General features: G+C 74.9%; 24 protein-coding genes. 6 read left to right on the forward strand and 18 right to left on the reverse strand.

Annotated elements, in window-relative coordinates:
* Positions 1 to 11: 11 nt before the first annotated feature.
* The 4 genes from BMW27_RS21370 to BMW27_RS21385 all read right to left on the reverse strand — a co-directional run bounded on the left by BMW27_RS21370 (position 12) and on the right by BMW27_RS21385 (position 6,622).
* The gene (locus BMW27_RS21370; RefSeq protein WP_012947303.1) at positions 12 to 179 is read right to left on the reverse strand and encodes a DUF3117 domain-containing protein; all 168 of its coding nucleotides are present in this window, start codon (positions 177 to 179) and stop codon (positions 12 to 14) included.
* A gap of 182 nt (positions 180 to 361) precedes the next feature.
* The gene (locus BMW27_RS21375) at positions 362 to 928 is read right to left on the reverse strand and encodes a DNA-3-methyladenine glycosylase I (RefSeq protein ID WP_281244780.1); all 567 of its coding nucleotides are present in this window, start codon (positions 926 to 928) and stop codon (positions 362 to 364) included.
* Between the two features lie 36 nt (positions 929 to 964).
* Positions 965 to 5,599: a fibronectin type III domain-containing protein gene (locus BMW27_RS21380; protein ID WP_091448205.1), complete on the reverse strand. Its 4,635-nt coding sequence runs from the start codon at positions 5,597 to 5,599 to the stop codon at positions 965 to 967.
* Between the two features lie 117 nt (positions 5,600 to 5,716).
* A complete protein-coding gene (locus BMW27_RS21385; RefSeq protein WP_091448207.1) occupies positions 5,717 to 6,622 on the reverse strand; it encodes a DMT family transporter in 906 nt (301 codons plus the stop codon).
* Positions 6,623 to 6,707: 85 nt separating this feature from the next.
* Between BMW27_RS21385 and BMW27_RS21390 the strand changes: the two genes are divergently transcribed.
* The 3 genes from BMW27_RS21390 to BMW27_RS21400 are packed head-to-tail and all read left to right on the forward strand — an operon-like array spanning position 6,708 to position 8,243.
* Positions 6,708 to 7,163, forward strand: a complete 456-nt coding sequence (locus tag BMW27_RS21390) for a DUF2243 domain-containing protein (protein WP_245743792.1) — start codon at positions 6,708 to 6,710, stop codon at positions 7,161 to 7,163.
* Positions 7,160 to 7,900, forward strand: a complete 741-nt coding sequence (locus tag BMW27_RS21395; RefSeq protein WP_091448214.1) for a cytochrome c oxidase assembly protein — start codon at positions 7,160 to 7,162, stop codon at positions 7,898 to 7,900. Before BMW27_RS21390 ends, BMW27_RS21395 begins: the two co-directional genes overlap by 4 nt.
* A 4-nt stretch (positions 7,901 to 7,904) precedes the next feature.
* Positions 7,905 to 8,243 (forward strand): hypothetical protein, encoded by a 339-nt coding sequence (locus tag BMW27_RS21400; RefSeq protein WP_091448217.1) that lies wholly within the window; start codon positions 7,905 to 7,907, stop codon positions 8,241 to 8,243.
* A gap of 10 nt (positions 8,244 to 8,253) precedes the next feature.
* Here BMW27_RS21400 and BMW27_RS21405 read toward each other — a convergent pair whose 3' ends face one another.
* Genes BMW27_RS21405 through dapE form a run of 4 tightly spaced genes read right to left on the reverse strand, consistent with a single transcriptional unit; the run spans position 8,254 to position 11,049 of the window.
* On the reverse strand, positions 8,254 to 8,721 hold the full coding sequence (locus tag BMW27_RS21405; protein ID WP_091448219.1) for an SRPBCC family protein: 468 nt from the start codon (positions 8,719 to 8,721) through the stop codon (positions 8,254 to 8,256).
* A complete protein-coding gene (locus tag BMW27_RS21410) occupies positions 8,714 to 9,076 on the reverse strand; it encodes a DivIVA domain-containing protein (RefSeq protein WP_091448221.1) in 363 nt (120 codons plus the stop codon). The genes BMW27_RS21405 and BMW27_RS21410 overlap by 8 nt, the downstream gene beginning before the upstream one ends.
* Positions 9,077 to 9,106: 30 nt before the next feature.
* Positions 9,107 to 9,946 (reverse strand): LOG family protein, encoded by an 840-nt coding sequence (locus BMW27_RS21415; RefSeq protein ID WP_091448224.1) that lies wholly within the window; start codon positions 9,944 to 9,946, stop codon positions 9,107 to 9,109.
* Entirely contained in the window at positions 9,943 to 11,049 is a 1,107-nt protein-coding gene (gene dapE, locus BMW27_RS21420) for a succinyl-diaminopimelate desuccinylase (protein WP_091448226.1), read from the reverse strand. Before dapE ends, BMW27_RS21415 begins: the two co-directional genes overlap by 4 nt.
* Before the next feature lie 233 nt (positions 11,050 to 11,282).
* On the opposite strand from dapE, the gene dapD reads away from it, so the two are divergent.
* A complete protein-coding gene (gene dapD / locus BMW27_RS21425) occupies positions 11,283 to 12,257 on the forward strand; it encodes a 2,3,4,5-tetrahydropyridine-2,6-dicarboxylate N-succinyltransferase (RefSeq protein WP_091448229.1) in 975 nt (324 codons plus the stop codon).
* A 161-nt stretch (positions 12,258 to 12,418) separates the two neighbouring features.
* On the opposite strand, the gene BMW27_RS21430 is transcribed toward dapD, so the two are convergent.
* Positions 12,419 to 13,522 carry an alpha/beta fold hydrolase gene (locus tag BMW27_RS21430; RefSeq protein ID WP_091448231.1) on the reverse strand — a complete coding sequence of 368 codons (1,104 nt, stop codon included), beginning with the start codon at positions 13,520 to 13,522 and terminating at the stop codon, positions 12,419 to 12,421.
* Between the two features lie 259 nt (positions 13,523 to 13,781).
* On the opposite strand from BMW27_RS21430, the gene BMW27_RS24435 reads away from it, so the two are divergent.
* Positions 13,782 to 14,552 (forward strand): hypothetical protein, encoded by a 771-nt coding sequence (locus tag BMW27_RS24435; protein ID WP_139206954.1) that lies wholly within the window; start codon positions 13,782 to 13,784, stop codon positions 14,550 to 14,552.
* 13 nt (positions 14,553 to 14,565) lie between these two features.
* Here the strand turns inward: BMW27_RS24435 and dapC are convergent, their stop codons facing one another.
* Together dapC and fdxA are read right to left on the reverse strand one after the other, a co-directional pair.
* Positions 14,566 to 15,687: a succinyldiaminopimelate transaminase gene (dapC, locus tag BMW27_RS21440; RefSeq protein WP_091448384.1), complete on the reverse strand. Its 1,122-nt coding sequence runs from the start codon at positions 15,685 to 15,687 to the stop codon at positions 14,566 to 14,568.
* A complete protein-coding gene (gene fdxA / locus BMW27_RS21445; RefSeq protein WP_091448234.1) occupies positions 15,684 to 16,010 on the reverse strand; it encodes a ferredoxin in 327 nt (108 codons plus the stop codon). The genes dapC and fdxA overlap by 4 nt, the downstream gene beginning before the upstream one ends.
* A gap of 173 nt (positions 16,011 to 16,183) precedes the next feature.
* Between fdxA and BMW27_RS21450 the strand changes: the two genes are divergently transcribed.
* Positions 16,184 to 16,936, forward strand: coding sequence for a GNAT family N-acetyltransferase (locus tag BMW27_RS21450; RefSeq protein WP_245743793.1), 753 nt, complete (start codon positions 16,184 to 16,186; stop codon positions 16,934 to 16,936).
* Here the strand turns inward: BMW27_RS21450 and BMW27_RS21455 are convergent.
* From BMW27_RS21455 to BMW27_RS21485, 7 genes are all read right to left on the reverse strand, one after another.
* Positions 16,893 to 17,306: a hypothetical protein gene (locus BMW27_RS21455; protein ID WP_091448237.1), complete on the reverse strand. Its 414-nt coding sequence runs from the start codon at positions 17,304 to 17,306 to the stop codon at positions 16,893 to 16,895. The two genes, BMW27_RS21450 and BMW27_RS21455, sit on opposite strands and share 44 nt — an antisense overlap.
* Complete coding sequence (mshB, locus tag BMW27_RS21460) at positions 17,303 to 18,187, reverse strand: N-acetyl-1-D-myo-inositol-2-amino-2-deoxy-alpha-D-glucopyranoside deacetylase (RefSeq protein WP_091448241.1); 885 nt, start codon at positions 18,185 to 18,187, stop codon at positions 17,303 to 17,305. The genes BMW27_RS21455 and mshB overlap by 4 nt, the downstream gene beginning before the upstream one ends.
* 175 nt (positions 18,188 to 18,362) lie before the next feature.
* On the reverse strand, positions 18,363 to 19,427 hold the full coding sequence (locus BMW27_RS21465; RefSeq protein WP_217638236.1) for an ABC transporter ATP-binding protein: 1,065 nt from the start codon (positions 19,425 to 19,427) through the stop codon (positions 18,363 to 18,365).
* The gene (locus BMW27_RS21470) at positions 19,420 to 20,466 is read right to left on the reverse strand and encodes an ABC transporter ATP-binding protein (protein ID WP_091448245.1); all 1,047 of its coding nucleotides are present in this window, start codon (positions 20,464 to 20,466) and stop codon (positions 19,420 to 19,422) included. Before BMW27_RS21470 ends, BMW27_RS21465 begins: the two co-directional genes overlap by 8 nt.
* A complete protein-coding gene (locus BMW27_RS21475) occupies positions 20,463 to 21,413 on the reverse strand; it encodes an ABC transporter permease (protein WP_091448247.1) in 951 nt (316 codons plus the stop codon). Before BMW27_RS21475 ends, BMW27_RS21470 begins: the two co-directional genes overlap by 4 nt.
* Positions 21,406 to 22,368 carry an ABC transporter permease gene (locus BMW27_RS21480; protein ID WP_245743794.1) on the reverse strand — a complete coding sequence of 321 codons (963 nt, stop codon included), beginning with the start codon at positions 22,366 to 22,368 and terminating at the stop codon, positions 21,406 to 21,408. The genes BMW27_RS21475 and BMW27_RS21480 overlap by 8 nt, the downstream gene beginning before the upstream one ends.
* Before the next feature lie 104 nt (positions 22,369 to 22,472).
* Positions 22,473 to 24,128 carry a peptide ABC transporter substrate-binding protein gene (locus BMW27_RS21485; RefSeq protein WP_217638237.1) on the reverse strand — a complete coding sequence of 552 codons (1,656 nt, stop codon included), beginning with the start codon at positions 24,126 to 24,128 and terminating at the stop codon, positions 22,473 to 22,475.
* Positions 24,129 to 24,390: the final 262 nt, after the last annotated feature.

Consider the following 24,390-nt stretch of genomic DNA (forward strand, 5'->3'; position numbering starts at 1 on the left):
CGCTGCGGTGTTCAGCTGGTCGCGCCCTTCAGGGCCTCGGAGAGGGCCGCGGCCTCGTCGGGCGACAGCTCGACGACGAGACGGCCGCCGCCTTCCAGCGGAACGCGCATGACCAGACCGCGCCCTTCCTTGGTGACCTCGAGGGGACCTTCACCCGTGCGCGGCTTCATGGCCGCCATGCGTGCCTCCTTCGTCGGCCGAGCGCAGCCCGTGGGCTGCTCACGGCGTCGTCGATGCTGTGCGCTCCGCTCCCATGATCCCGTATCCCGCGCGCAGGTCCAACCCGAGGGGGAAGGACCCTCCTGCCCCCCAGCCCTCGCAGGCTCGGGCCGGGGCCCTGCAGGAGGGCCGTTCCAGCACGTCACCGGGCGCGGAAGCAGGTGGTCACGTGGTCGTCGACCATCCCGGTCGCCTGCATGAGCGCGTAGGCGGTCGTCGGGCCGACGAAGGCGAAGCCGCGGCGCTTGAGCTCGCGGGCCATCGCGGTCGACTCCGGGCTGGTCGCCGGGACGTCGGCGAGGGTGGCCGGGCGGGGCCGCGGAGCCGTCGGCGCGAAGGACCACAGCAGCGCAGACAGCCCCTCGGGGACCCGCTGCGCGGCGCGGGCGTTGCCGACGGCGGCGGCGATCTTGGCGCGGTTGCGGACGATGCCGGCGTCGGCGAGCAGCCGCGCCTCGTCGGCGGCGCCGAACCCGGCCACCGCGTCGATCGAGAAGCCGGCGAAGGCGGCCCGGAACGCCGGGCGCTTGCGCAGGATGGTGATCCAGGACAGCCCCGACTGGAACGCCTCGAGGCAGAGCCGCTCGAAGAGGGCGTCGTCGCCGTGCAGCGGCGTCCCCCACTCCTCGTCGTGGTAGGCCACGTACTCGGGGGCGCTGTCGCCCCATGCACACCTGACCAGCCCCGCACAGCGGGTGCGCTCGTCCACGACCGGCACGCTAGCCACCGGCAGTGACGGCGGGTGTCAGCCCAGGCCCACACCCACGGCGCCGGTCCGCAGGTCCTTGGTGTACAGGTCCCTCAGCCGGTTGACGTCCGACGCGGCCAGCGGCTGCGACGTCGTCACCAGCACCCGGTCGCCGGTGACCGCCAGCAGCCGCCCGTACTCGGCCGGCGTGATCGCGCCGGTGGGGCCGGTGGTGGGCCGCCCGGAGGCGTCGGCGGTCACCAGCACGAGGGACCCGGCGACACCGCCGTCGAGGTCGCGCCGGTAGTGGTCGGTGTGCCCGTTGGTGTCAGCCGGCAGCGCGGCCGCGGCGGTCGAGTAGAAGGCGTAGCGGCCGGTCGGGTCGAGCTCGACCTGGTGCTCCCACACCGTCGTCTGCCCCGTCCCCAGGGGGACGACGGCACCGGTGACGGTGTCGACGCGGTACGCCAGCCCGGTCGACCAGGTCTGCGCGGGGAAGTTCGTGGTGACGCGGTTGCTGGTGACGAGGGCGACGTAGCGCCCGTCGTCGCTGACCGCCAGGTCGCCGGTGTCGCGGAAGACGGCGAACGGGAGCATGCGGCCGGTGGAGGTGGTGACCTGGGAGACCACCCGCAGCTCCCCCGCGCCCGCCCCGGACAGCGTCTTGCGGTGGGCGACCACGCCGGAGGCGCTGTCGGCACCGAAGACGGCGAACCGGCCGTCCGGGGTCAGCGCCAGGGCGGGGCCCGTGGCGGGGCCGCTGAGCTCGCCGCCGGTGGTGGTCGTGGAGACCCGGGTGACCGTCCCGTCGGAGAGCCGCTTGGCGAAGACGTCGACCCGGTTGTTGGTGTCGCCGGCGACGAGGTCCGCCCGCGCCGAGTAGAAGAGCACCAGGTCGCCGTCGCCCGACACCGCCACCGACGGGCCGGTGGCGTACACCGACGCCGCGGGCTGCAGCAGGGTGCCGGCCACCGACGGGGAGGCGGTGCCGCCCCGCGGTGCGCTCACCAGCGCCCAGCTGCGGGCGCCGACGTCGAACCGGTAGACGTCGGCCAGCCTGTTGGTGTCGCGCGGGTCCAGGGCCGCGGTCGTGGCCAGGACGACGGAGCGCCCGTCGTCGCTGATCGCCGGGACGCTGGTGTTGGTCGCGTCGCCCGCGCCGGTGGCGGTCGGCGGCAGCGGCGCGATCCGCGTGCGGGTGCCGACGGTGCGGTCGACGACGTACATCTCGTATGCGGTGTTGGTGTCCGACGGCTCGAGGCGGGCCCGGGTGCCGACGACGACGAACCGGCCGTCGCTGCTCGCGGCCACGCCGCCGCTCTCCCCTGCCCCCTCGACCGGGACGGCGGCGTAGCCCGGGGTCACCGACACCGCGGCGGAGCGCGCCGAGACGTTGCCCGCGGCGTCGACCGCCACGACGGTGTACGCGTCCGTCGTGTCGTTGGTCAGGCCGGTCACCGTTGCCGAGGTCCCCGGCGCCGGCACGGTGGCGACGGTGCTGCCGTCGGCGGCCAGCACCCGGTGCTCGACGACGTCGGCGCCCGCGGCGTCCCACCGCAGCTCGGCCTGCCGGTTCCCCGCGACGGCGGTCACGCCGGTCGGCGCCGGCGGCGGGGTGAGGTCGGTCGGGGTGGCGCTCGCGGTCGCGGCGTCCGAGCGCTTGCCGCCGGCGTCCACGGCGACCAGCGCGTAGGCGTAGCTGCGGTCGTTGACCAGCCCGGCATCGGTGTACGTCGTCCCGGCCGGGGTGGCGATCTCCACCCCGTCCCGCAGCAGCACGTACCCGGCCAGGTCGGACTCCCCGTTGGCCGTCCACGTGAGCGAGACCTGCCCGTCGCCGCGGACGGCGCTGAACGCCTCCGGCACGGCCGGGGCCAGGTCGACGGGCGTGGCGCCGGCCGTGGCGGGGGCGGAGCGGTTGCCGCAGGCGTCCACGGCGACCAGCGCGTAGGCGTAGCTGCGGTCGTTGGTCAGCCCGGCATCGGTGTGGCCGGTCCCGGCCGGGGTGGCGATCTGCACCCCGTCCCGCAGCAGCACGTAGCCGGCCAGGTCGGGCTCGCTGTTCGCCGCCCAGGTCAGCGCGACCCGTCCGTCCCCGCGGACCGCCGTGAACCCGGCCGGCACGGCCGGCGGGGTGAGGTCGGTCGGGGTGGCGCTCGCGGTCGCGGCGTCGGAGCGGTTGCCGCGGGCGTCCACCGCGACCAGCGCGTAGGCGTAGCTGCGGTCGTTGGTCAGCCCGGCATCGGTGTGGCCGGTCCCGGCCGGGGTGGCGATCTGCACCCCGTCGCGCAGCAGCACGTAGCCGGCCAGGTCTGACTCACCGTTCGCCGCCCAGGAGAGGGTCACCCGCCCGTCACCGCGGACCGCCGTGAACCCGGTCGGCACGGCCGGCGGGGTGGAGTCGAGGGGCCGCGCCACCCCGGGCTCCGAGGGCCCGGAGGCGTTGGCCGAGGTGTCGACGGCGACGACCTGGTAGCTGTACCAGCGGTCGTTGACCAGCCCGGCATCGGTGTAGGTCGTGCCGGTCACGGTGTCGATCTCCACGCCGTCCCGCAGCAGCAGGTAGCCGGCCAGGTCGGGCTCGGTGCTCGCCGTCCAGACGAGCGCGACCCGCCCGTCGCCGGCGGTGGCGACCAGCCCGGTGGGCGCGGCCGGCGCCGTCCGGTCCGCCGGGGGCACCGTCGCCGCGGTGGAGGGGGCCGACCGGTTGCGGTGGGTGTCGACGGCGACCACCGCATAGCCGTGGGTGGCACCGTCGACGGGGCTGCTGTCGACGTGGGTCGTCCCCGGGACGCTCGCGATCTCCGTGCCGTCACGCAGCACGACGTAGCCGGCGAGGTCGGGCTCGCCGTTCGCCGTCCACGAGAGGCTGACCCGACCACCGCTCTCCACCGCGGTCACGCCCTGCGGCGCGGCCGGTGCCGTGAGGTCGATGGGCGTGGCCGACGCCGTCGCGGCGGCGGAGCCGTTGCCGGAGCCGTCGACGGCGACCAGCGCGTACGCGTAGGTGGTGTCGTTGACGATGGCGGTGTCGGTGTACGTGGTCGCACCGGTCACCGTGGCGAGGACGGCGCCGTCGCGCAGCACCCGGTACCCGGCGAGGTCCGGCTCGCCGTTCGCCGTCCACGACAGGTCGACGCGCCCGTCGCCGCGGGTGGCGGTGAGGCCGGTCGGCCGGGCCGGGGCGACGCGGTCCGCCGGCGTCGCGCGCACCGTCTCCGACGGGGCGGAGGCGTTGTCGTGGGTGTCGACGGCGACCAGCGCGTACGCGTAGCTCGTCTCGTTGACCACGGCGGTGTCGGTGTGGGTCGTCGCGCCCGTGACCGTGGCGAGGACGGCGCCGTCGCGCAGCACCCGGTACCCGGCGAGGTCCGGCTCGCCGTTCGCCGTCCACGACAGGTCGACCCGCCGGTCGGCGGCGGTGGCGGCCACGCCGGAGGGCGGCGCCGGCGCGTCGAGCTCGTGCGGGGTCGCCGTCACCGCGGCCGACGAGACGGACCGGTTGCCGTGGGTGTCCACCGCGGCCAGCGTGTAGCGGTAGGGGGTGTCGTTGACCAGCGCGGTGTCGGTGTGGGTGGTCGCCCCGGTCACCGTCGCGACCTCGACGCCGTCGCGCAGCACCCGGTAGGAGGCCAGGTCGGGCTCGGTGTTCGCCGTCCAGGAGAGGGTCACCCGCCCGTCGCCGCGGACGGCGGTCAGGCCGGCCGGCGCGGTCAGGTCGGTGGGCGTGACCCGGACCGCGGCCGAGGGCGCCGACCGGTTCCCGTGGCCGTCGACGGCGACCAGCGTGTACGTGTACGTCCGGTCGTTGACCAGGCCGGGGTCCAGGTACGTCGTGCCGGTGACCGCGGCGACCTCGACGCCGTCGCGCAGCACCCGGTAGGAGGCCAGGTCGGGCTCGCCGTTCGCCGTCCAGGAGAGGCCGGCCCGGCCGTCCCCCCGGCCGCCGACGAGGCCGGTCGGCGCGGCCGGCGCGGTGAGGTCGGTCGGCGTCGCGCCGACCGCGGGCGCCGAGGAGGCCGACCAGTTGTCCGAGGTGTCGTGCGTCTGCACCGTGTAGGTGTAGGTGCGGTCGTTGACCAGCCCGGTGTCGACGTACGTGGTGCCCGGGAGGGTGGCGACGACGACGCCGTCGCGCAGCACGCGGTAGCCGTCCACGTCGTAGTCGGCGCCGTTGGCCGCCCAGGACAGCGTGACCCGGCCGTCGCCGCGGGCAGCGGTCACCCCCGTGGGCGCGGCCGGTGCCACGGAGTCCTGCGGCTCGCCGGGCGCGGTCGCGCCGGTCTGACCCACGTACGTGCGCGGGAGGAGGAGAACGACCTCGCTGGTCACGGTGCGGACGGTGACCGTGTACTGCCTGCCGTTCACCAGCCCGCCGGTCAGGGTCGCGGACCTGGTGGAGGCGTTCGTCGTGACCCGCGGCTCGGTCTCCGCGTCCAGGAAGACCTGGTACCCGCTCGTGGCGGTCTCGGGTGACGCGGTCCAGGAGACGGTGAGGGCGCGGTCGGCCGGGGTCACCAGGACGCTCGCCGGCGGTGCCGGGTCCTGGGTGCTGACCGTCTCCAGCCGCGGTGCCGGCACGGGCTGCCCGCCCAGCGCCACGGCGAGCACGGCGATGACGACGGCCAGCAGCCGCAGCAGGCGGCTGCTGGAGCGCCCGGCCGCCCGCTGAGCAGCGCCGACGTCCCGCATCTGTCGCGTCCCTCCTGGCGGAGGCGCCCGCGGACCGGCGGGTGCCGGAGTCGTCCTCGACACGCACCGGGCCGTTGCTTGAGCCCAGCCCGACGGCACCCCACCCGGACGGGGGACTCAGGGGACGGCGGCGTCCACGTCCCCCAGCTCGGCGCGGTCGCGGCGCACCGGGCTGCGGCGGGTGGCCAGCACGCAGCCGAGCACCACGACCGGCAGGCCGACCGCCAGGCCGAGGGTGAACGGCTCGTCGAGCAGCAGCACGCCGAGCAGCACCGCGACCGCCGGGTTGAGGAAGGTGATGACCAGCGCCCGCTGCGGGCCGACCTCGCGGATCAGGGCGAAGAACAGCGCGAGCGCGACGGCGGTGCACACGACCCCCAGGACGAGCACGGCCAGCAGCGCGTCGGCCGGGGCCCGCGCCGTCTCGTCGAGCCGGGGGACGGCGAACGGCGCGTAGACCGCGGCGGTGACGGTGAGCGCGACGGCGCTCGCCGCCACCCCCGGCACGTCGGGCAGCGACCGTTCGACGATGAGCGGCGCGGTCGCGTACCCGACGACGACCAGCCCGACCGCGAGCAGCGGCAGCGGCGCGATGCCCTCGACGTCCAGACCGAGCAGCACCGCGATGCCGGTCACGCCCAGGCCCATGCCGAGCAGGCGCACCCGGCCCAGCCGGTCCTCGCCTCCGGTCAGCCGGCCGGCCAGCGCGGCGACGAACGGCACCCCGGCGACGAGCAGACCGGTGAGCGAGCTGGACAGCGTCTGCTCCGCGTAGGCCAGCAGCAGCCACGGGCCGGTCATCTCCAGGAGCGTGAAGGCCAGCAGCGGCCGCCAGCGGCGCAGCGCCGGGCCCAGCTGGCCGCGGGCGACGGTCCACGGCAGCAGCAGCGCCGCCCCCAGCACGCACCGGCCGAAGACCACGACCACCGGCGGCAGCTCCTCGACGGCCACCTTGATGAGCAGGTACGGCACGCCCCAGATGAGCGACATCGCCAGGAACAGCGCCCACCCCCGTCGGCTCACCGCTGTCCCGCCGCTCCGCCGCACCCGCGCACCCCGCCATCCTGCCCGGGCGTTTCCCCGCCTCCGCACCGGGCACCGCCCGACGGTGAGCGCTGCCCCTCCCGTGCCCGGCCGGCGGCCGGCGGCCTCGGGGCTGCTGGTCGGTGCCGGTCTCATGGGGTCGGTCGACGAGATCGTCTTCCACCAGCTCCTGGCCTGGCACTCGTTCTACGACCGCGCCGGCGGGACGGTGGGCCTGGTCTCCGACGGCCTGCTGCACGCCGCGACGCTGTCGGCGGTGGTCGCCGGGCTGGCGCTGCTGGCCGACCTGCGCCGCCGGGGCGCGTTCGACGCCGTCCGCTGGTGGGCGTTCCTGCTGCTGGGCGCCGGGGCCTTCCAGCTCTTCGACGGCGTGGTCGACCACAAGCTGCTGCGGGTGCACCAGGTCCGCTACGGCGTCGACCTCACCGGCTACGACCTGGCCTGGAACGCCTCGGCCGTCGTGCTGCTCCTGGCCGGCGCAGCGCTGCTCGTCCGGGCCCGCCGCCGCGCCGTCCGGTGACCGGCGTCTGCGTCGTCGTCCTGCTGGGCCTCGGTGCGCTCCACGTCGCGGCCGGCTGGCGGACCCGGTGGCCCCTCCGCCGGACGGCGTCCTGGCTGGCCGGCCTGACCGCGGCCGGCGCCGGCGTCGTCCTCTCCGCCGCTCACGACGACCTGCGCCTGCACATGGCCGGGCACCTGCTGCTGGGCATGGTCGCCCCGCTGCTGCTGGTGCTGGCCGCCCCGGTCACGCTCGCGCTGCGGGCGCTGCCGGTCGCGGCGGCCCGGCGGCTGAGCCGCGTGCTGCGGTCCCCGCCGCTGCGGTGGGCTACCGACCCGCTGGTCGCCGTCCCCGCCAACGCCGCCGGGCTGTGGCTGCTCTACGGCACCGGTCTGCACGCCGCCGTCGTCCACCGCCCGGCGCCGGCCGCGCTCGTGGCGCTGCACGTGCTGGTGAGCGGATACCTCGCGACCGCTGCGGTGCTGGCCGTGGACCCGGCGCCGCACCGTCGCGGGGTCGGGGTGCGCGCCGGCGCGCTGGCCGCCGGCGCGGCCGCGCACGACGTCCTGGCGAAGTGGCTGTACGCCACTCCCCTGCCGGGGGTGCCGTTCGCCGCGGAGGGCGCACGGCTGATGTGGGACGGCGGCACGGTCGTCACGCTGGTCGTCGCGGGGGTGCTGTGGCGGCGCTGGTACGTCAGCCGCGCCGCCGTCCGCGCCGCCGGAGCGCCCACGGCCGCCGTCGCCGGGCCAGCATGAGGGCGTGGACGCCGCCGACCGCCTCGCCGCCCTCGTCGACGCCCTCACCGGCGAGCCCGGGGTGACCCCGCCCGACACCAGCGGCCCCCGCCGGTTCGGCTCGCGGGCGCTCAAGGTCGACGGCGCGGCCTTCGCGATGGTCGTGCGCGGCGCGCTGGTGCTCTCGCTGCCCGCGGACCGCGTCGCCGCGCTCCTGGCCGACGGGCGCGGCGGGCCGTTCGGCGGCCGGGGGCGGCCCTACCGCGAGTGGGTCGCGCTGGCCGACGGCCGGCCGGACACCGACCTGCCGCTGGCCCGCGAGGCCCTCGCGTTCGCCCGCACCCGGCGGGGCGCCGTTCGCTGACCGGAGGCGCTCAGCGGGCCGTCCGGCCGGTGTAGCGACGCGCGAAGTCGGCGAAGCGGTGCAGGGAGAGGCGGACCCCCGCCACCGCGGCCGGCTTGACCAGCGGCCAGCCCAGCTGCCCGAGCGGGCCGAAGGGCAGCCACAGCTGCTCGGTCCAGGTCACGAGGGAGCCCGCGCCCTGGGGGGTGACCTCGAAGGTGCCGGGCCCGCGCACGATCCGGCCGGTGTGCTGGACGACGGCGCGCCGCGGCGGGTCCCACTCGGTGATCACCATCGTGTCGAGCACCCCCCGGCGCCGTCCCCGCACGGGCAGGCCGGTGCGGGCCGCGAGCCGGCCCCCGACCGCGTGCGGGTCCCCGCCGGTGACCTCCACGTCGGTGAGCAGCATCCACTCCCCCTGGCGGGTCCAGTCGGTGAGCGCCGCCCACACCTGCTGCGGCGGCGCGTCGACGACCACCGTCTCCACCAGTTCACGCATCGGCGCGCGCTCCGTTCCCGCCCGGCCGGGCGTCGTCCGTGCCGGGCGCGTGCCCGGCCTCCTCCAACCGGGCGCGCAGCGCCGCGGTCTCCGCGTCGCGCTCCTCGAGCGCCCGGGCCAGCTGTTCGAGCAGCCAGTCGACCTCGGTCATCCGGTAGCCCCGGACGGTCACCGACATGCGCACCCCGCGGACGTCGTCCGCGGTGACCGGCCGGTCCTCGGGCAGCTCCAGCGGCGAGCGGTCGGGGTCGGCCGGGGGCCGGGTCTCGCCCCGGCCGAGCAGCACCGAGCCACCGAGGAAGACCAGCCCGCCGACCACCGCGACGGTGAGGACGAAGACGACCGCCTCCAGCACGCCGACCTCAGTCCCTTCCCTCGGCCGTCGTCACGCGTCGCTCGGCGCGTCGTCGACGGGGAAGGCGCGCATGCCGCCGCCGTTGTCGCCGGCCTGCCGCGCCTTCTCGGCCTCCTGGACGATCCGCACGACCGCGTCGACGTCGTCGGTGACCGTGAACAGGTCCAGGTCGCTGTCCTTGATGGTGGCCGCGGGCACCATCGTCGTCCGCAGCCAGTCGACCAGCCCCGACCAGTACGCCGACCCGAACAGCACCACCGGGAAGCGGGTCACCTTGCGGGTCTGCACCAGGGTGAGCGCCTCGAAGAGCTCGTCGAGGGTGCCGAAGCCCCCGGGGAGGATGACGAAGGCCTGCGCGTACTTCACGAACATCGTCTTGCGGACGAAGAAGTAGCGGAACGCGATGCCGACGTCGACCCACTCGTTGAGCTCCTGCTCGAACGGCAGCTCGATGCCCAGGCCGACCGAGAGCCCGCCGGCCTCCGACGCGCCGCGGTTGGCGGCCTCCATCGCGCCCGGGCCGCCGCCGGTGATCACCGCGTACCCGGCATCGGCCAGCGCCGCGCCGATCGCCACGCCCGAGGCGTAGTGCGGCGAGTCCTGCGGGGTGCGGGCGCTGCCGAAGACGCTCACCGCGCGCGGCAGCTCGGCGAGCAACCCGAAGCCCTCGACGAACTCGCTCTGGATGCGGAGGACGCGCCACGGGTCGGTGTGCACCCAGTCGGTCGGGCCGCGGCGGTCGAGCAGCCGCGCGTCGGTCGTCGTCCCCTGCAGGCGGGGGTCCGGCTCGCCGCCGCGCAGCATCACCGGGCCGCGGTGGCGGGTGGGCCGCGGCTTGCGGCCGTTGGCCGGCTCGGGGGTGGTCGTCATGCGGTGCTCCCGGAGAGATGGGCGACGAGCGCGTCCTCGGCCGGCTGCAGCCGGTCGACCAGCACGTGCTCCTCGCGGGTGTGGGCCAGCTGCGGGTCGCCGGGGCCGTAGTTGACGGCGGGGATGCCGAAGGCGGCGAAGCGGGCGACGTCGGTCCAGCCGAGCTTGGCCCGCGCCGGACGGCCGACGGCGGCGACGAAGGCCGCGGCCGCCGGCTCGGACAGCCCCGGCAGCGCCCCACCGGCGTTGTCGACGACGGCCAGCGTCGCGCCGGCGGCCACGGCGTCGGCGAAGACCTCTCGGACGTGCGCCTCGGCGGCGTCCTCGTCCCGGTCGGGCGCGTAGCGGAAGTTGACCGTCACCGTGCAGGCGTCGGGGATGACGTTGCCGGCGACGCCGCCCTCGATGCGGACGGCGTTGAGGCCCTCGCGGTAGACGCACCCGTCGATGTCGACCTCCCGCGCCCGGTAGGCCGCCAGGGTGGCGAGGATGCCGGCCGCGCCGTGGATCGCGTTGGCGCCGAGCCAGCTGCGGGCGCTGTGCGCCCGCCGGCCGGGGACCTCCAGCACCGCGCGCAGCGTGCCCTGGCAGCCGGCCTCGATCTCCCCGTCGGTGGGCTCGAGCAGGATCGCCAGGTCCCCGTACAGCCAGCCGCGGCGCTCCCGCGCGACCCGGCCGAGGCCGTTCCGGACCGCCTCGACCTCCTCGTTGTCGTAGAAGACGAAGGTGAGGTCGTGCGCGGGCGCGGCACCCGGGACGCCGAAGCGCCCGGCCAGCCGCAGCATCACCGCGTCGCCGGCCTTCATGTCGCTGGTGCCGCAGCCGTAGAGGCGACCGTCCTCCAGCCGGCTGGGCACGTTGTCGGCGATCGGCACGGTGTCGAGGTGACCGGCGAGGACGATCCGGGTGGGCCGGCCGAGGTTTGTCCGGGCGAGGACGGCGTCGCCGACCCGCTCGACCTCGAGACCGCCCAGCGCCCGCAGCGCCGCCTCGACGGCGTCGGCCAGGGCACCCTCGCTGCCCGACACCGACGGGACGTCGACCAGTGCGCGGGTGAGCGCCAGCACATCGGCGGCGGGGTCCAGCGGGGGCAGGTCGGTCACGACTCCCGAGCCTACGGGCGGCGTCGGGGGCGGGCTGTCGCAGCGCGCCAGCGGCGCCGGCCCGTCGCCCACCGTTCACCTCGGCCGCGACGGAGCCCGCAGCGACCGGGTACGCCCCGGGGTGCTCGTGCTCTGCCCGCCCTGGTGGGCAGAGCACGGGCGTGCGCCGAGGTCCCTGCGGCGTCCCGGACCACGCCGGGAGGGCGCGACCCGCGCTCGGTAGCGTCGTCGCCGTGACCGACTCCGCCCCGCGCTCCGCCGTCGCCGCCGGTCTGGCCACCGTGACCCCCGCGGGCACGGTGCTCGACACCTGGTACCCCGAGCCGCGGCTCGGCGCGCCCGCGGGCGCGCGCCCTGGCACCACCCGGCTGGGGGCGCTCGAGATCTCCGGGGAGCTCGGCCCGGACTACGGCGGCCTGGTGCGCAGCGATGAGTCCCGTGGCGTGGAGGTGATCGCCGTCCGGACGGTCATCCCGGACCTGTCCGCGCCCCCGGCCGACACCCACGACGTCTGGCTGCGGCTGCACCTGCTCTCCCACCGGCTGGTCACCCCGCGCAGCATCGACATGGACGGCGTCTTCGGCCTGCTGACCAACGTCGCCTGGACCAGCGCCGGCCCGGTCGAGGCCGCCACGTTCAACCCGCACCGGCTGCGCGCCGTGCACGGGCAGATCACCGTCCACGGCGTCGACAAGTTCCCGCGGATGGTCGACTACGTGATCCCCTCGGGCGTCCGCGTGGCCGACGGTGACCGGGTGCGGCTGGGCGCCCACCTCGCCGAGGGGACGACGGTCATGCACGAGGGCTTCGTCAACTACAACGCCGGCACCCTCGGCCCGTCGATGGTCGAGGGCCGGATCAGCGCGGGCGTCGTCGTCGGTCCCGACAGCGACATCGGCGGCGGCGCGTCGATCATGGGCACCCTCTCCGGTGGCGGGAAGCAGGTCGTCTCGATCGGTTCGGGCTGCCTGCTGGGGGCCAACGCGGGCATCGGCATATCCCTCGGCGACAACTGCGTCGTCGAGGCCGGCTGCTACGTGACCGCCGGCTCGCGGGTGACCCTGCCCGACGGCTCGGTGGTCAAGGCCGCCGAGCTCTCCGGCCGCGACGGGCTGCTGTTCCGCCGCAACTCGGTCTCCGGTGCCCTCGAGGCGCTGCCCCGAACGGGCACCTGGGGCGAGCTCAACGCCCAGCTGCACGCCAACTGAAGGACCCCTCTGCCCCCCACCGCTCGCAGGCTCGCGGCGGGACCCCTGCAGAGGGGCCGTTCCAGTACGTCACCGGGCTCGGCGCGGCCCCTGGAGGGTGGCCGTTCCAGAGCACCCGACGAGCCTCGGGACGGGGCCGGGCGGAACGGGCCCGGCGGCGCTCAGGCGTCCCCCGGCACGGCTGCCGGGACGTCGAGGTGTTCGAGCAGGGCGACCAGGAACTCCTGCGGCCGCTCGACGTGCGGGGAGTGGCCGACGCCCGGCAGCACGACCTCCCGGCAGGTCCCGCCGCGGGCGGCGTAGCGGTCCAGGACGGCGCGGGTCTGGGCGACCATCGGCTGCGGCGGGCAGACGTCGGCGCCCGGCCAGCCCGGCACCGCACCCAGCGCGCCCAGGTGCGCGAGGTCGAACAGGGACGCGTCGGAGACGATGGCGTCGGCGTCCCCGCGGATCCACAGGACCGGCGGCTTGACCGGCAGGTCGGGGATCCCGGACAGGTCGAACACCGTCGGCGCCATCGTGTTGAGCACCCCGCGCGCCCCCGGCGCCACGCCCGGCCAGGTCGCTGAGGTGCTGGCGTCCCCCGGGTAGTGGTCCTCGCCGGTGCGGGTGGAGAGCATCGCGGCGACGAAGACGTCCTCGAGCCGCGGGTCGATGGGCAGCGACCCGGGCGCGACGTAGAAGGCGCGCAGTACCGACCGCGGGCTGGTCGGGTGGTCGCCCGTGGTGTCGCCGGCGGCGATCGCCGCCACGAACTCGGGGTTGGCCGCGCCCGCCCCGGAGCCCGCGCCGTCCTCCGTCAGCCGTCGTCCCTCCGGTCCGGCGGTCCCCCCGAAGCCGTACGGGGAGACCGGCGCGACCAGCGTCACCGACGCGACCCGCTCGGGCCGGTCGAGCAGGTACTGCAGCACCACACCGGCACCCATGCTCCAGCCGACCAGGTGCACCCGGTCGACACCGAGGGCGTCGACGAGCGCCGCGACGTCATCTGCCCAGTCCCGCACCCCGCGCCGCGCGTCGATCGGCAGCGGGTCGGTGTCGCCGTACCCCCGCAGGTCGACCGCGAGCGGCCGCACCCGGCCGGTCCCGGCCAGGGCGAGCACCGGCTGCTGCCAGAACAGCGCCGAGCTGACGTTGCCGTGCACGAAGAGGACGACCTCCCCGGGCCCGGCCGGGTCGACGCCCTCGGGGTGCAGGACGTTCTGGGTCAACCGGGCGGTGGGCACCCGGGTCGCGGTGGTACCGGGCAGCAGCGTGTCGCTCATGCGGTCTCCTCGCAGGTGGCTGGCGGGACACCGTAGCGACGGACACCTCCCCGCAGCAGCACCCCGTTGCCAGGGAGCGCACCTACAGTCGCGGGCGATGAGCAGCACACGCAGCGCGACGGCACGGCGGACGACGTCCGCGCGCCGGCCGCCGGCGCGCCGCCCGGCCGCTCGAAGACGGCCTCCCCCCGGGCGTGGGGGCCGGGGGGCGCCGGCCGGGTCGTGGCGCTCGTGGCTGCCGCTCGCGCTGGTCGGACTCGTGGTCCTGGGGGTGGTGGCGCTGGTGCGGGGCATCGAGGGACCGGACCCGGTGCAGCTCACCGGCTCCTGCACCGTGGCGGGTACCGGCCTCACGCTGACCGCCGAGCAGGCCGCCTCCGCGGCGACGATCGCTGCGGTCGGCCGCGCTCGCGGGTTGCCGGAGCGGGCGGTCGTCATCGCCCTGGCGACCGCGCAGCAGGAGTCGACGATGCGCAACCTCGACCACGGCGACCGGGACTCCCTCGGGCTGTTCCAGCAGCGACCCTCGCAGGGTTGGGGCACCCCCGAGCAGGTGCGCGACCCGGTCTACTCGGCGGGGAAGTTCTACGACGGCCTGGTCGAGGTCCGGGACTGGGAGTCCCTGCGGCTGACCGATGCCGCCCAGCGCGTGCAGCGCAGCGGCTTCCCGGAGGCCTACCAGAAGCACGAGCCCCTGGCCCAGCAGCTCACCGCGGCGTTCGCCGCGCCCGAGCCGCGCCGGCTGACCTGCAGCTACGAGGCGCCCGTCCCCGGTGGGCGGCTCAGCGCGCGGGTCACCGCCGCCGCGGCGGTCGTGGAGGCGGAGCTGGGCGCGACGACCACCGAGCGCTTCGGCGAGGTGGAGGTCGCCTCGGCGGCCGGCTGGCCGGCAGCCACCTGGGCGGTCGCGCACGCCGAGCGGCTGGGGCTGCGGTCGGTCGCCTTCGCCGGGTCGGAGTGGACGCCGACCGGCGGGTGGGCGCCCTCGGACGCCACCCCTGACGCGGTGCGCCTGGAACTGGCCCGCTGAGGCCGCGGCCGGGTCAGCCGGCCAGGCGCTCCACTGCCGCGGAGATCCGCTCGTCGGTGGCGGTGAGGGCCATGCGCACGTGCCGCCCGCCGGCCGGGCCGTAGAAGGAGCCCGGGGCGGCGACGATGCCCCGGGCGGCCAGCCAGTCGATCGTCGTCCAGCAGTCCTCGTCGCGGGTGACCCACAGGTACAGCCCGGCCTCGGAGTGGTCGATCCGGGCGCCGGCGGCCCGGACGGCGGCGGCCAGCCGGTCACGGCGGGCGCGGTAGCGCTCCCGCTGCTCGTCGACGTGCGCGTCGTCGGCCAGCGCGGCGGCCATGGCCGACTGCACCGGCGTGGGGACCAGCAGGCCGAGGTGCCGGCGCACCTCCCACACCTGGCGGACCAGCGCCGGGTCGCCGGAGAGCAGCCCGGCGCGGTAGCCCGCGGCGGTCGACTGCTTCGACAGCGAGTGCACCGCGAGCAGGCCGCCGTGGTCCTCGCCGGCGACCTCCGGGTGCAGGATCGAGCGCGGCTCGACGTCCCAGCCGAGGGTGGCGTAGCACTCGTCGGCGACGACCGGGACACCGTGGGCGCGTCCCCACGCCACCCAGGCGCGCAGCTCGTCGTCGGTGAGCACCCGGCCGTGCGGGTTGCCCGGGGAGTTCAGCCACACGAGGACCACACCGGCGGCGTCCTCCGGTGGGGTGTCGGTGCGCCGCACGCCGAGTCCGGCCAGCACCCCGCCGACCTCGTAGGTCGGGTAGGCGACCTCGGGGATCAGCACCGTGCCGGCGCCGCGCAGCCCCAGCATGGTCGGCAGCAGCGCGACGAGCTCCTTGGAGCCGACGGTCGGGATCACCGACGGGACGGCGCCCAGCGGGTCGGCCAGCCGCACGCCGAGCCGGCGCTGCAGCCAGCCGGCCGCCGCGGTGCGCAGCTCGGCGGTGCCCAGGGCGGTCGGGTAGCCCGGCGCGTTGCCGGCGCCGGCCAGGGCGGTCGCGAGCAGTTCAGGGGTGTCGTCGACCGGCGTGCCGATGGAGAGGTCGACGACACCGCCGGGGTGCCGGGCCGCCTTGGCCCGGGCACCGGCGAGCGAGTCCCAGGGGAAGTCGGGCAGCCGGCCGGCCGCCGTCCCCGTGACCGTGCTCGTCAGTGACCTTCGCCCTGCGGCGGGAGGGCGGCGACCAGCGGGTGGTCCTTGCCGACCTTGCCGGTCTTGGCAGCGCCGCCGGGGCTGCCCAGGTCGGAGAAGAACTCCACGTTGGCGTTGTAGAAGTCCTTCCACTTGTCCGGGACGTCGTCCTCGTAGTAGATGGCCTCCACCGGGCACACCGGCTCACAGGCGCCGCAGTCGACGCACTCGTCGGGGTGGATGTAGAGCATCCGGTCGCCCTCGTAGATGCAGTCCACCGGGCACTCGTCGATGCACGCCTTGTCGAGGACGTCGACGCAGGCCTGGGTGATGACGTAGGTCACGGTGGTTCCCTCCCGGGGACGTGCGGGGTTGCTCCGCCGGCGCGACGGCCGGTCGTTCTCCCCCTGAGTATGGCCCGTGGCGCTCCGGTGAAACGGAACGGGTGGCCCGGCGGACCCCGGCCGGGTGCGACCCCGCCGGGATGGCGCTCCGGCCGACGACGCAGGATCGGACCGTGGGACAGAGCCGGTCGCCCCTGGACGTCGCAGGCCTCGAGCTTCTGGCCGCCCGGGGCTGGCGCGGCACGGAGCAGGACTCCCTCGGCGACTGGCTGCTGCGGGCCGGCGGCGGCTTCACCGGCCGCGCCAACTCCGCCCTCGTCGTCGGCGACCCCGGCCTGCCGGTGCCGGAGGCGGTGGACACCGTGGCCCGCTGGTACGCCGACCGCGGGCTGCGGCCGTGCGCCCAGCTGCCCGGCCGGCAGTCCCGTGCCGCCGACACGGCCTTCGCCGCGGCCGGCTGGGAGCGCGACGAGGACGTGCTGGTGCTGACCGGGCCGCTGTCGCCCACCGCCGCCGACGGCGTCCCGGTCGGCCTGTCCCCCGAGCCGGACGACGCGTGGCTGGCCGGCTACCGGCACCGCGGCTGTCCGCTGCCGCCGGCCGCCCGCGCGGTGCTCACCAACGCCGAGGACGTCGTCTTCGCCTCCGTGCGCCTCGACCCGCCACCGGCCCCGCTGGCCGCCGTCGCCCGCGGAGTGGTCACCGACGACTGGCTCGGGGTCGCCGCGGTCACCGTGGAGGAGCGCTACCGCCGGCAGGGGCTGGCCACCGCGGTGGTGGCCGGGCTGCAGCGCTGGGCCGCCCGGCGCGGTGCGCGCTGGGTCTACCTGCAGGTGGCGGCGTCCAACGCCCCGGCCCGCGCGCTCTACCGGCGGGCGGGCCTCATCGAGCACCACCGCTACCACTACCGGTACGCGCCGGCCTGACGCCGTCCCGGGGCGCGGCGAGCACCTTGCCGACGGCGAAGGCGGCGGCCACGACCCCGGCCAGCAGGAAGGCCAGGGACAGGAACCCGAGGACGCCGCCGCCGGTCAGCAGCAGGTCACCCTCGGGCCGGCGCAGGCTCGCGCCCACAGCGACGACCAGCCACACGACGGCGGGCAGCGCCGCGGCGAGCCGCGAGCCGGTCAACCGCGCCGCCAGGGCGACCAGCAGCAGGTTGCCGACGACCGCGGCCACCACCGACACCGGGACGGGGACGCCGGCCACCCGCAGCGGCAACCAGAAGACCTCCACCAGCGCGAGCCAGACGGCGAGGACGACGACGAGCAGGCCGCCCGCCAGCCGCCGGATCACGGGTCCAGGCCGGCGAACAGGTCGTCCTCCCAGCCGTCGGCCGTACCGCGCTCCCCTCGCACCAGCCGGTAGTACTCGGTGCCGAGGACCTCCTGGCCCAGGTTGTTCGACAGCGCGAAGAAGGGGCCGTCGACGGTGATCTGGGTGGCGTGCGCGCGCATCGCGGCGTCCTTGCGGCCGGCGTGGGCCCGCCCGTCGACCGCCGCGGCGACCAGCTCGTCGGGGACGGCGAAGGACAGGTCGTCGACGTCGTCCAGCGACGCGAAGGGCGACTCCTCCCCCAGCGCCGTCATCGCCTCGATGCCCTGCCGCAGGACCGAGCGCGGCACGCAGCACCAGTACACCTTGGCGACCTCCCAGGCCCCGCCGAGGTCCGGGCGGTAGGCGGGGTCGGCGGCGGCGTCCACGGCGCGCATGGCGACCCGGTGGGCCTGGATGTGGTCGGGGTGGCCGTAACCGCCGTTCTCGTCGTAGGTGACCACCACCTGCGGCCGGACCTCCCGGACGACGGCGACGGCGTGCGCCACCGCCTCGTCGAGGTCGGCGTTCCAGAACGCGCGGGGCTCGTCGTTGGCCGGCGTCCCCATCATCCCGGAGTCTCTGTAGCGGCCCGGGCCGCCGAGGAAGCGCCAGTCGGCGACGCCCAGGGCCTCCATCGCCGCCCGCAGCTCGCCGATCCGGTAGCCGCCCAGCTGGTCGGCGTGCTCGGCGGCCAGCAGCTCCAGCTCGGGGACGAGGACCTCCCCCTCCTCACCCAGGGTGCAGGTGAGCAGGGTGACCCGGGCCCCCTCGGCGACGTAGCGGGCCATGGTGGCGCCGTTGTTGATCGTCTCGTCGTCGGGGTGGGCGTGCACCAGGAGCAGGCGGCGGGAAGGGGTCACGCGCTCCATCCTGCAACGCCCACGACGGAGGACGGCGAGGCCGTCACGCGCGCCCCCTGCGTGCGTCGATCATGGGCTCGTCGCAGGCGACACGGCGGGACACGCAGCGGTCACCGGCAACGACCCCGTGATCGACTGCGGCACGTCCGTCGTCCGGGAGGACCGCCGCGTCACCTCACTCCACGTCCACGGGGACGACCGTGCGGGCCTCGGCGAAGTGGCAGGCCGAGGGGTGGCCCTGACCGCGGTCGACCAGCGCGGGCGCCTCCTGGGCGCAGATGTCCTGGGCCTTCCAGCAGCGGGTCCGGAACCGGCAGCCCGACGGCGGGTCGGCCGGGCTGGGGACGTCGCCCTGGAGCAGGATCCGGTCCTTCTGCCCGCGCAGGTGCGGCTCGTGCAGCGGGACCGACGACAGCAGCGCCTGCGTGTACGGGTGCGACGGCGAGCCGTAGACCTGCGCGTCGGTGCCCTCCTCCACGATGCTGCCGAGGTACATGACCGCGACCCGGTCGGAGATGTGCCGGACGACGGACAGGTCGTGCGCGATGAACAGGTACGACAACCCGAACTCGTCCTGCACGTCCTCGAGCAGGTTCACCACCTGCGCCTGCACCGAGACGTCGAGGGCCGACACCGGCTCGTCGCAGACGACGACCTCGGGCCGCAGCGCCAGGGCGCGGGCGATGCCGATGCGCTGCCGCTGACCGCCGGAGAACTGGTGCGGGTAGCGGTTGACGTAGTCGGGGTTGAGCCCGACCCGGTCGAGCAGCTCCTGGGTCCGCTGCAGCCGGCCCTTCTTCGGCGCGATGTCGGCGTGCACGGCCCAGCCCTCGGCGACGATGTCGCCGACGGTCATCCGCGGGTTCAGCGACGCGTACGGGTCCTGGAAGATGATCTGGACCTCGCGCCGGTAGGCCTTGAGGGCGCGGCCGCTCATCCGGGCGACGTCGCGGCCCTTGTAGAGGATCTGCCCGTCGGTGGGCCGCTCCAGCGCCACCAGCAGCTTCGACACCGTCGACTTGCCGCAGCCGGACTCGCCGACCAGGCCCACCGTCTCGCCGCGGCGCATGGTCAGGTCGACGCCGTCCACGGCCCGGACGTGGCCGACGGTCCGCTTGAAGACGATCCCCTGGGTCAGCGGGAAGTGCTTCTTCAGGCCGCGGATCTCCAGCAGCGCCTCGCCGGGCGCGGCCGACGGGACCCGGGACGCGGCCGTCGCCCCGGTCGTGGGCTCAGACACCGAGGACCTCCTCGCTGTAGTGGCAGGCCGCCTCGCGGGCCGGGGCGACCAGGCGCAGTGGCGGCACGTCGGTGGCGCACTCCCGGCCGGGCGCCGCGGCGTCCCCGAGCCGGCGGCGCGAGCACCGAGGGTGGAACGGGCAGCCGCTGGGGATGGCCGCCAGGTTCGGTGGCTGGCCGACGATCGGGAGCAGCCGGCCACCCTTGGCCTCGACCTGCGGCACCGAGCTCATCAGGCCGTCGGTGTACGGGTGCGCCGGGTTGCCGAAGACGTCGTCCACGGTGCCGCGCTCGACGATCCGCCCGGCGTACATGACCGCCACGTCGTCGGCGACCTCGTTCACCACCCCCAGGTCGTGGGTGATCAGGATCAGGCCCATCCCGGTGTCGCGCTGCAGGTCCTTGAGCAGGTCCATGACCTGGGCCTGCACCGTGACGTCGAGGGCGGTGGTCGGCTCGTCGGCGATGAGGACCCGCGGGTCGAGCGCGATCGCCATCGCGATCATCACCCGCTGGCGCATGCCACCGGAGAACTGGTGCGGGTAGTCGTCCACGCGGGACGCGGCCGCGGGGATGCGCACCCGGTCCATCAGCTCGATGGCCTGCTTCTTGGCGTCCCGCTTCGACATCCCGCGGTGCGCGCGGAACATCTCACCGATCTGGAAGCCGACGCTGTAGACCGGGTTCAGCGAGGACAGCGCGTCCTGGAAGATCATCGAGATCCCCGGCCCGCGGACCCTGCGCTGCTCCTCCGGCGACATGGTGAGCAGGTCGCGGCCCTCGAAGTGGATCCCACCGCCGGTGATGACCGCGGGCGGGCTGTCGAGGATGCCCATGATGGCCTGCGCCGAGACCGACTTGCCGGAGCCGGACTCGCCGAGGATGGCGAGCGTCTGCCCCTCGCTCAGGCTGTAGCTGACGCCGTTGACGGCGCTCACCACGCCGGAGCGGGTGCGGAACTCCACGTGCAGGTCGTCGACCTCGAGCACCGGCGTAGCGGTGCCGGGCAGGACGGAGGTGGACCGTTCGGGTCGGGTCATGCGCGCTGCCTCGGGTCGAGGGCGTCGCGCAGGGCGTCGCCCATCATGATGAAGGCCATCACGGTCAGGGTCAGGACGAGGCTCGGGAAGAGCACCAGGTGGGGCGCGGAGCGCAGCAGGTCCTGGCCGGCGTCGATCTGCAGCCCCCAGGAGATGGCCGGGCGCTGCAGCCCCACGCCGAGGTAGGTCAGCGTCGCCTCGGCGGCGATCAGGACGCCGATGGTGATCGTGGCGTAGACCAGCACCGGGGCGACCGCGTTCGGCAGGATGTGCCGCACCAGGATGCGCGGGCTCGAGGCCCCCATCGCGCGCGCCGCCGCGACGTAGTCCGAGCTCTTCACCGCGATCACCTGCGAGCGGACCAGCCGCATCGCCGTCATCCAGCCGAACACGGCCAGCGCGATGGCCACGGCGAAGGTGCCCCGGCCGAGGACCCCGCTGCGCAGGACCACCAGCGCCCCGAGGATCAGCGGCAAGCCGTAGAAGATGTCGGCCAACCGGGAGAGCAGCCCGTCGGTGAAGCCGCCGAAGTACCCGGCGACGGCGCCCACCACCACTCCCAGCACCAGCACCACCAGCACCGCGGTGACGCCGATGATCAGCGAGCTGCGTGCGCCGTAGACGACGTTGGCCAGGTAGTCGCAGCCCTGCTGGTCGAAGCCGAACCAGTGCTCGGCCGACGGCGTGGCGCGGGAGTTGGCCAGGTCGCAGCTCCGCGGATGGGCCCCGCGGGCGAACAGCTGCGGGAAGACCGCCATGAGGGTGAAGACCAGGCCGAGCACCGCACCGATCCAGAAGAGCGGGTTGCGCCGGAGCTCGCCCCACGCGTCGCTCCACAGGCTGTTCTGCCGGCCGCTGGTGACGTCGACGGAGGGGCTGGCCAGGCCGGTCTGGGTGCCGGCCTCGACCTCGTCCTTCCGCAGGTCCATCTGCTGCTGATCAGTCATAGCGGATCCTCGGGTCGAGGACGGCGTACAGCACGTCCACCACCAGGTTGAAGAAGATGTAGAAGAACACCAGCAGCGTCACGATGCCGACGACGACAGCGCCCTCCTGGGCCCGGACGGCGTTGTAGACCTCCCGGCCGATGCCCGGCAGGTTGAAGACCGACTCGGTGACGATGGCGCCGCCCATCAGCGTGCCGATGTCGGCCCCGATGAAGGTGATGACCGGGATCAGGCTGTTGCGCAGCGTGTGCCGGATGACGACCGTGTGACCGGGCAGGCCCTTGGCGCGCGCCGTCCGGACGTAGTCGGCCCGCAGGTTCTCCGCGAGGCTCGTCCGGGTCAGGCGCGCGACGTAGGCCAGCGAGCCGGAGGCGAGCACCAGGCCGGGCAGCAGGTAGCTGTAGAGCCCCTCCTGGGTGCCGGCGATGGGGAACCAGCCGAGCTTGAGCCCGAACAGGAACTGCGAGACGAACGCCAGGACCAGGATCGGGATGGAGACGACCAGGGTCGAGGAGACCAGGACCAGGTTGTCGAAGAAGCTGTTGCGCCGGATCCCGGCCAGGACACCGGCGACCAGGCCGATGAGGACCTCGAACGCGATCGCGACGAGGGCCAGCCTGATCGTGACGGGCAGGACGCGGGCGATGGTCTCGCTCACCGGTCGGCCGCGGAAGTCGGTGCCGAGGTCACCCTGCAGCAGGTCCCCGACGTACTTGACGTACTGGATGACCAGCGGGTCGTTGAGGTTGAACTCGTCCCGCAGCTGCGCGACCACCGCGGGAGACAGCGGGCGGTCCCCACCGAGCGCCCGGATCGGGTCGCCGGGGAGGGCGTAGACCAAGGCGAAGATCAGGAACGAGGCGCCGATCAGCACCGGGATGGTGAGCAACAGTCGGCGCGCCACGTAGCGGCCCATGTTCCCCCTCGGGTCGACGTGCCGGCGCACGAGGCGCACGGCACCGGGTTCATCGTGCCCCCGTACGGGGCACGCGCGCCGCCGGGGGCGACCGTCCTGGTCGGACAGCGCCCCCGGCGGGTGGTGCGGGTCCTGCTATCGGGTCAGCCGACGACCTCGACGGCGGCGGCGTCGATGCGGCCGAAAGCGTTGATGACCACGTTGTCGACGTTCTCCGAGTGCGCACCCTGGTTGAGCCGGTTGAACAGCGGGGCCGCCGGCATGTCGCGGATGAGGATGTCCTCCGCGGCGTTGTAGGCGGCGATGGCCTCCTCGTCCGAGGCCGCCGAGTTGCCCTGCGCCAGCAGCGCGTCGAACTCGGGGTTGCTGTAGAAGGTCACGTTCGACCCGCCGGGCGGGAGCGCGGTGGTGGAGTACAGCGGGCCGAGGAAGTTCTCGGCGACCGGGTAGTCCATGATCCAGCCCGAGCGGAACGGGCCGGTCATGCCCTTGGCGTCCTGCTTGGGCAGGTACTCGGAGAAGTCGAGGTTGCCCTGGAGGCTGTACTCGACGCCGAGGTTCTCCCGCAGCTGGTTGCCGACGGCCTCCATCCAGGCCTCGTGCCCGCCACCGGCGTTGAACCAGAGGTCGACCGGCTGGCTGCGGTCGAAGCCGGCCGCGTCCAGGAGCCGGTTGGCCTCCTCGACGTTCAGCTCGCAGACGTCGCAGGCGTCGTCGCGGTGGCCGTTGACGACCGGGCTGAGGAAGGACGTGGCCGGCCGGCGGGTGCCGTTGAAGATGGCGTCCGAGATGGCCTGGCGGTCGATGGCCATGGAGAACGCGCGGCGCACGTTCGGGTCGGCGAACCGCTGGTCGTAGGTCGGGAAGCCGAGCGAGGTGATGTCACCCTGCTCGGTCTCGATGTAGCGGTCCCCGAACTCGGCCTCGGCCGAGGCGATGGCGTCCGGCGGGAGGGTGTCGATGATGTCGACGTTGCCGCCCTGCAGATCGGTGTAGGCGGTCTCGAGCTCGGCGTAGACGACGTACTCGACCGACCCGGCGTTCGCCGGCTGCTCGCCGCCGTACTGGTCGTAGCGGGTCAGCGTGATGCCCTGACCCGGGACGAAGGCCTCCTCGGCCTGGAACGGACCGTTGCCGACCGGCTGCTCACCGAAGCCCTCGGGGTCCTCGAAGAAGGACGGCGGCAGCGGGTAGAAGGCCGTGTAGCCGGTGGTGGTCGGCCACTGGGCGTACGGGGACGACAGCTGGACGGTGAAGGTGAGGTCGTCGACGACCTGCAGACCGCTCATCTGGGTCGCGGCCGGCTCACCGGTCACGTTGCCCGCGTCGTCGGTCGGGGCCTGGAGGTCGTCGTAGCCGGCGATGGTCGAGAAGAAGTACGAGTTGTCAGCGGCGTTCGGGCTGTAGGCGACCCAGTTCCAGGCGTCGACGAAGGACTGCGCGTTGACCGGGCTGCCGTCGTGGAAGGTCCAGCCGTCCTTGAGCTTGACGGTCCAGGTGGTGGCGTCGTCGCTCTCGATCGACTCCGCGACGCCGGTGAAGGCCGCCTCGTTGGTCTGGTTGTCGTACTCGACCAGGCCGGTCCACAGGGAGTCGACGACCTGGCCGCCCTCGGTCTCGCTGGTCCTGCCGGGGATCAGCGGGTTCTCGGGCTCGCCGATGTAGATGCTGAAGGTGTCGCTGCCGGCGCTGCTCCCCCCGGTGCCACCCTCGTCGTCACCGCCGCCACAGGCGGACAGCAGCATCGCGCCGGTCAGACCGGTCGCGATGAGCGCAGCAGAGCGCTTGCTCAACCTCACGTGCAATGCCTCCCTCGTCCCGCTCTGCGGGGGGAACGGACTGGTTCGCCGGCAGCCAGCATCCACGGACGGACGGCCGGGGTCGTGCGGACAGGTAGCGGGAGTCAACCCGGTACGAGCGGCGACCCTAGGCGCGCTCCGCGGAGGCAGTCCACGACCGTCACCGACTTGTGACCTCGGCTCAGGATCTCACAGGGTGGAATCACGGTTGCACGCGCCGGGCGTTGCGCCGCCGTCCAGGATCTACGGCCGCAGCCGCTCT

Source organism: Geodermatophilus poikilotrophus (genome assembly GCF_900111455.1).
GTDB lineage: Bacteria > Actinomycetota > Actinomycetes > Mycobacteriales > Geodermatophilaceae > Geodermatophilus > Geodermatophilus poikilotrophus.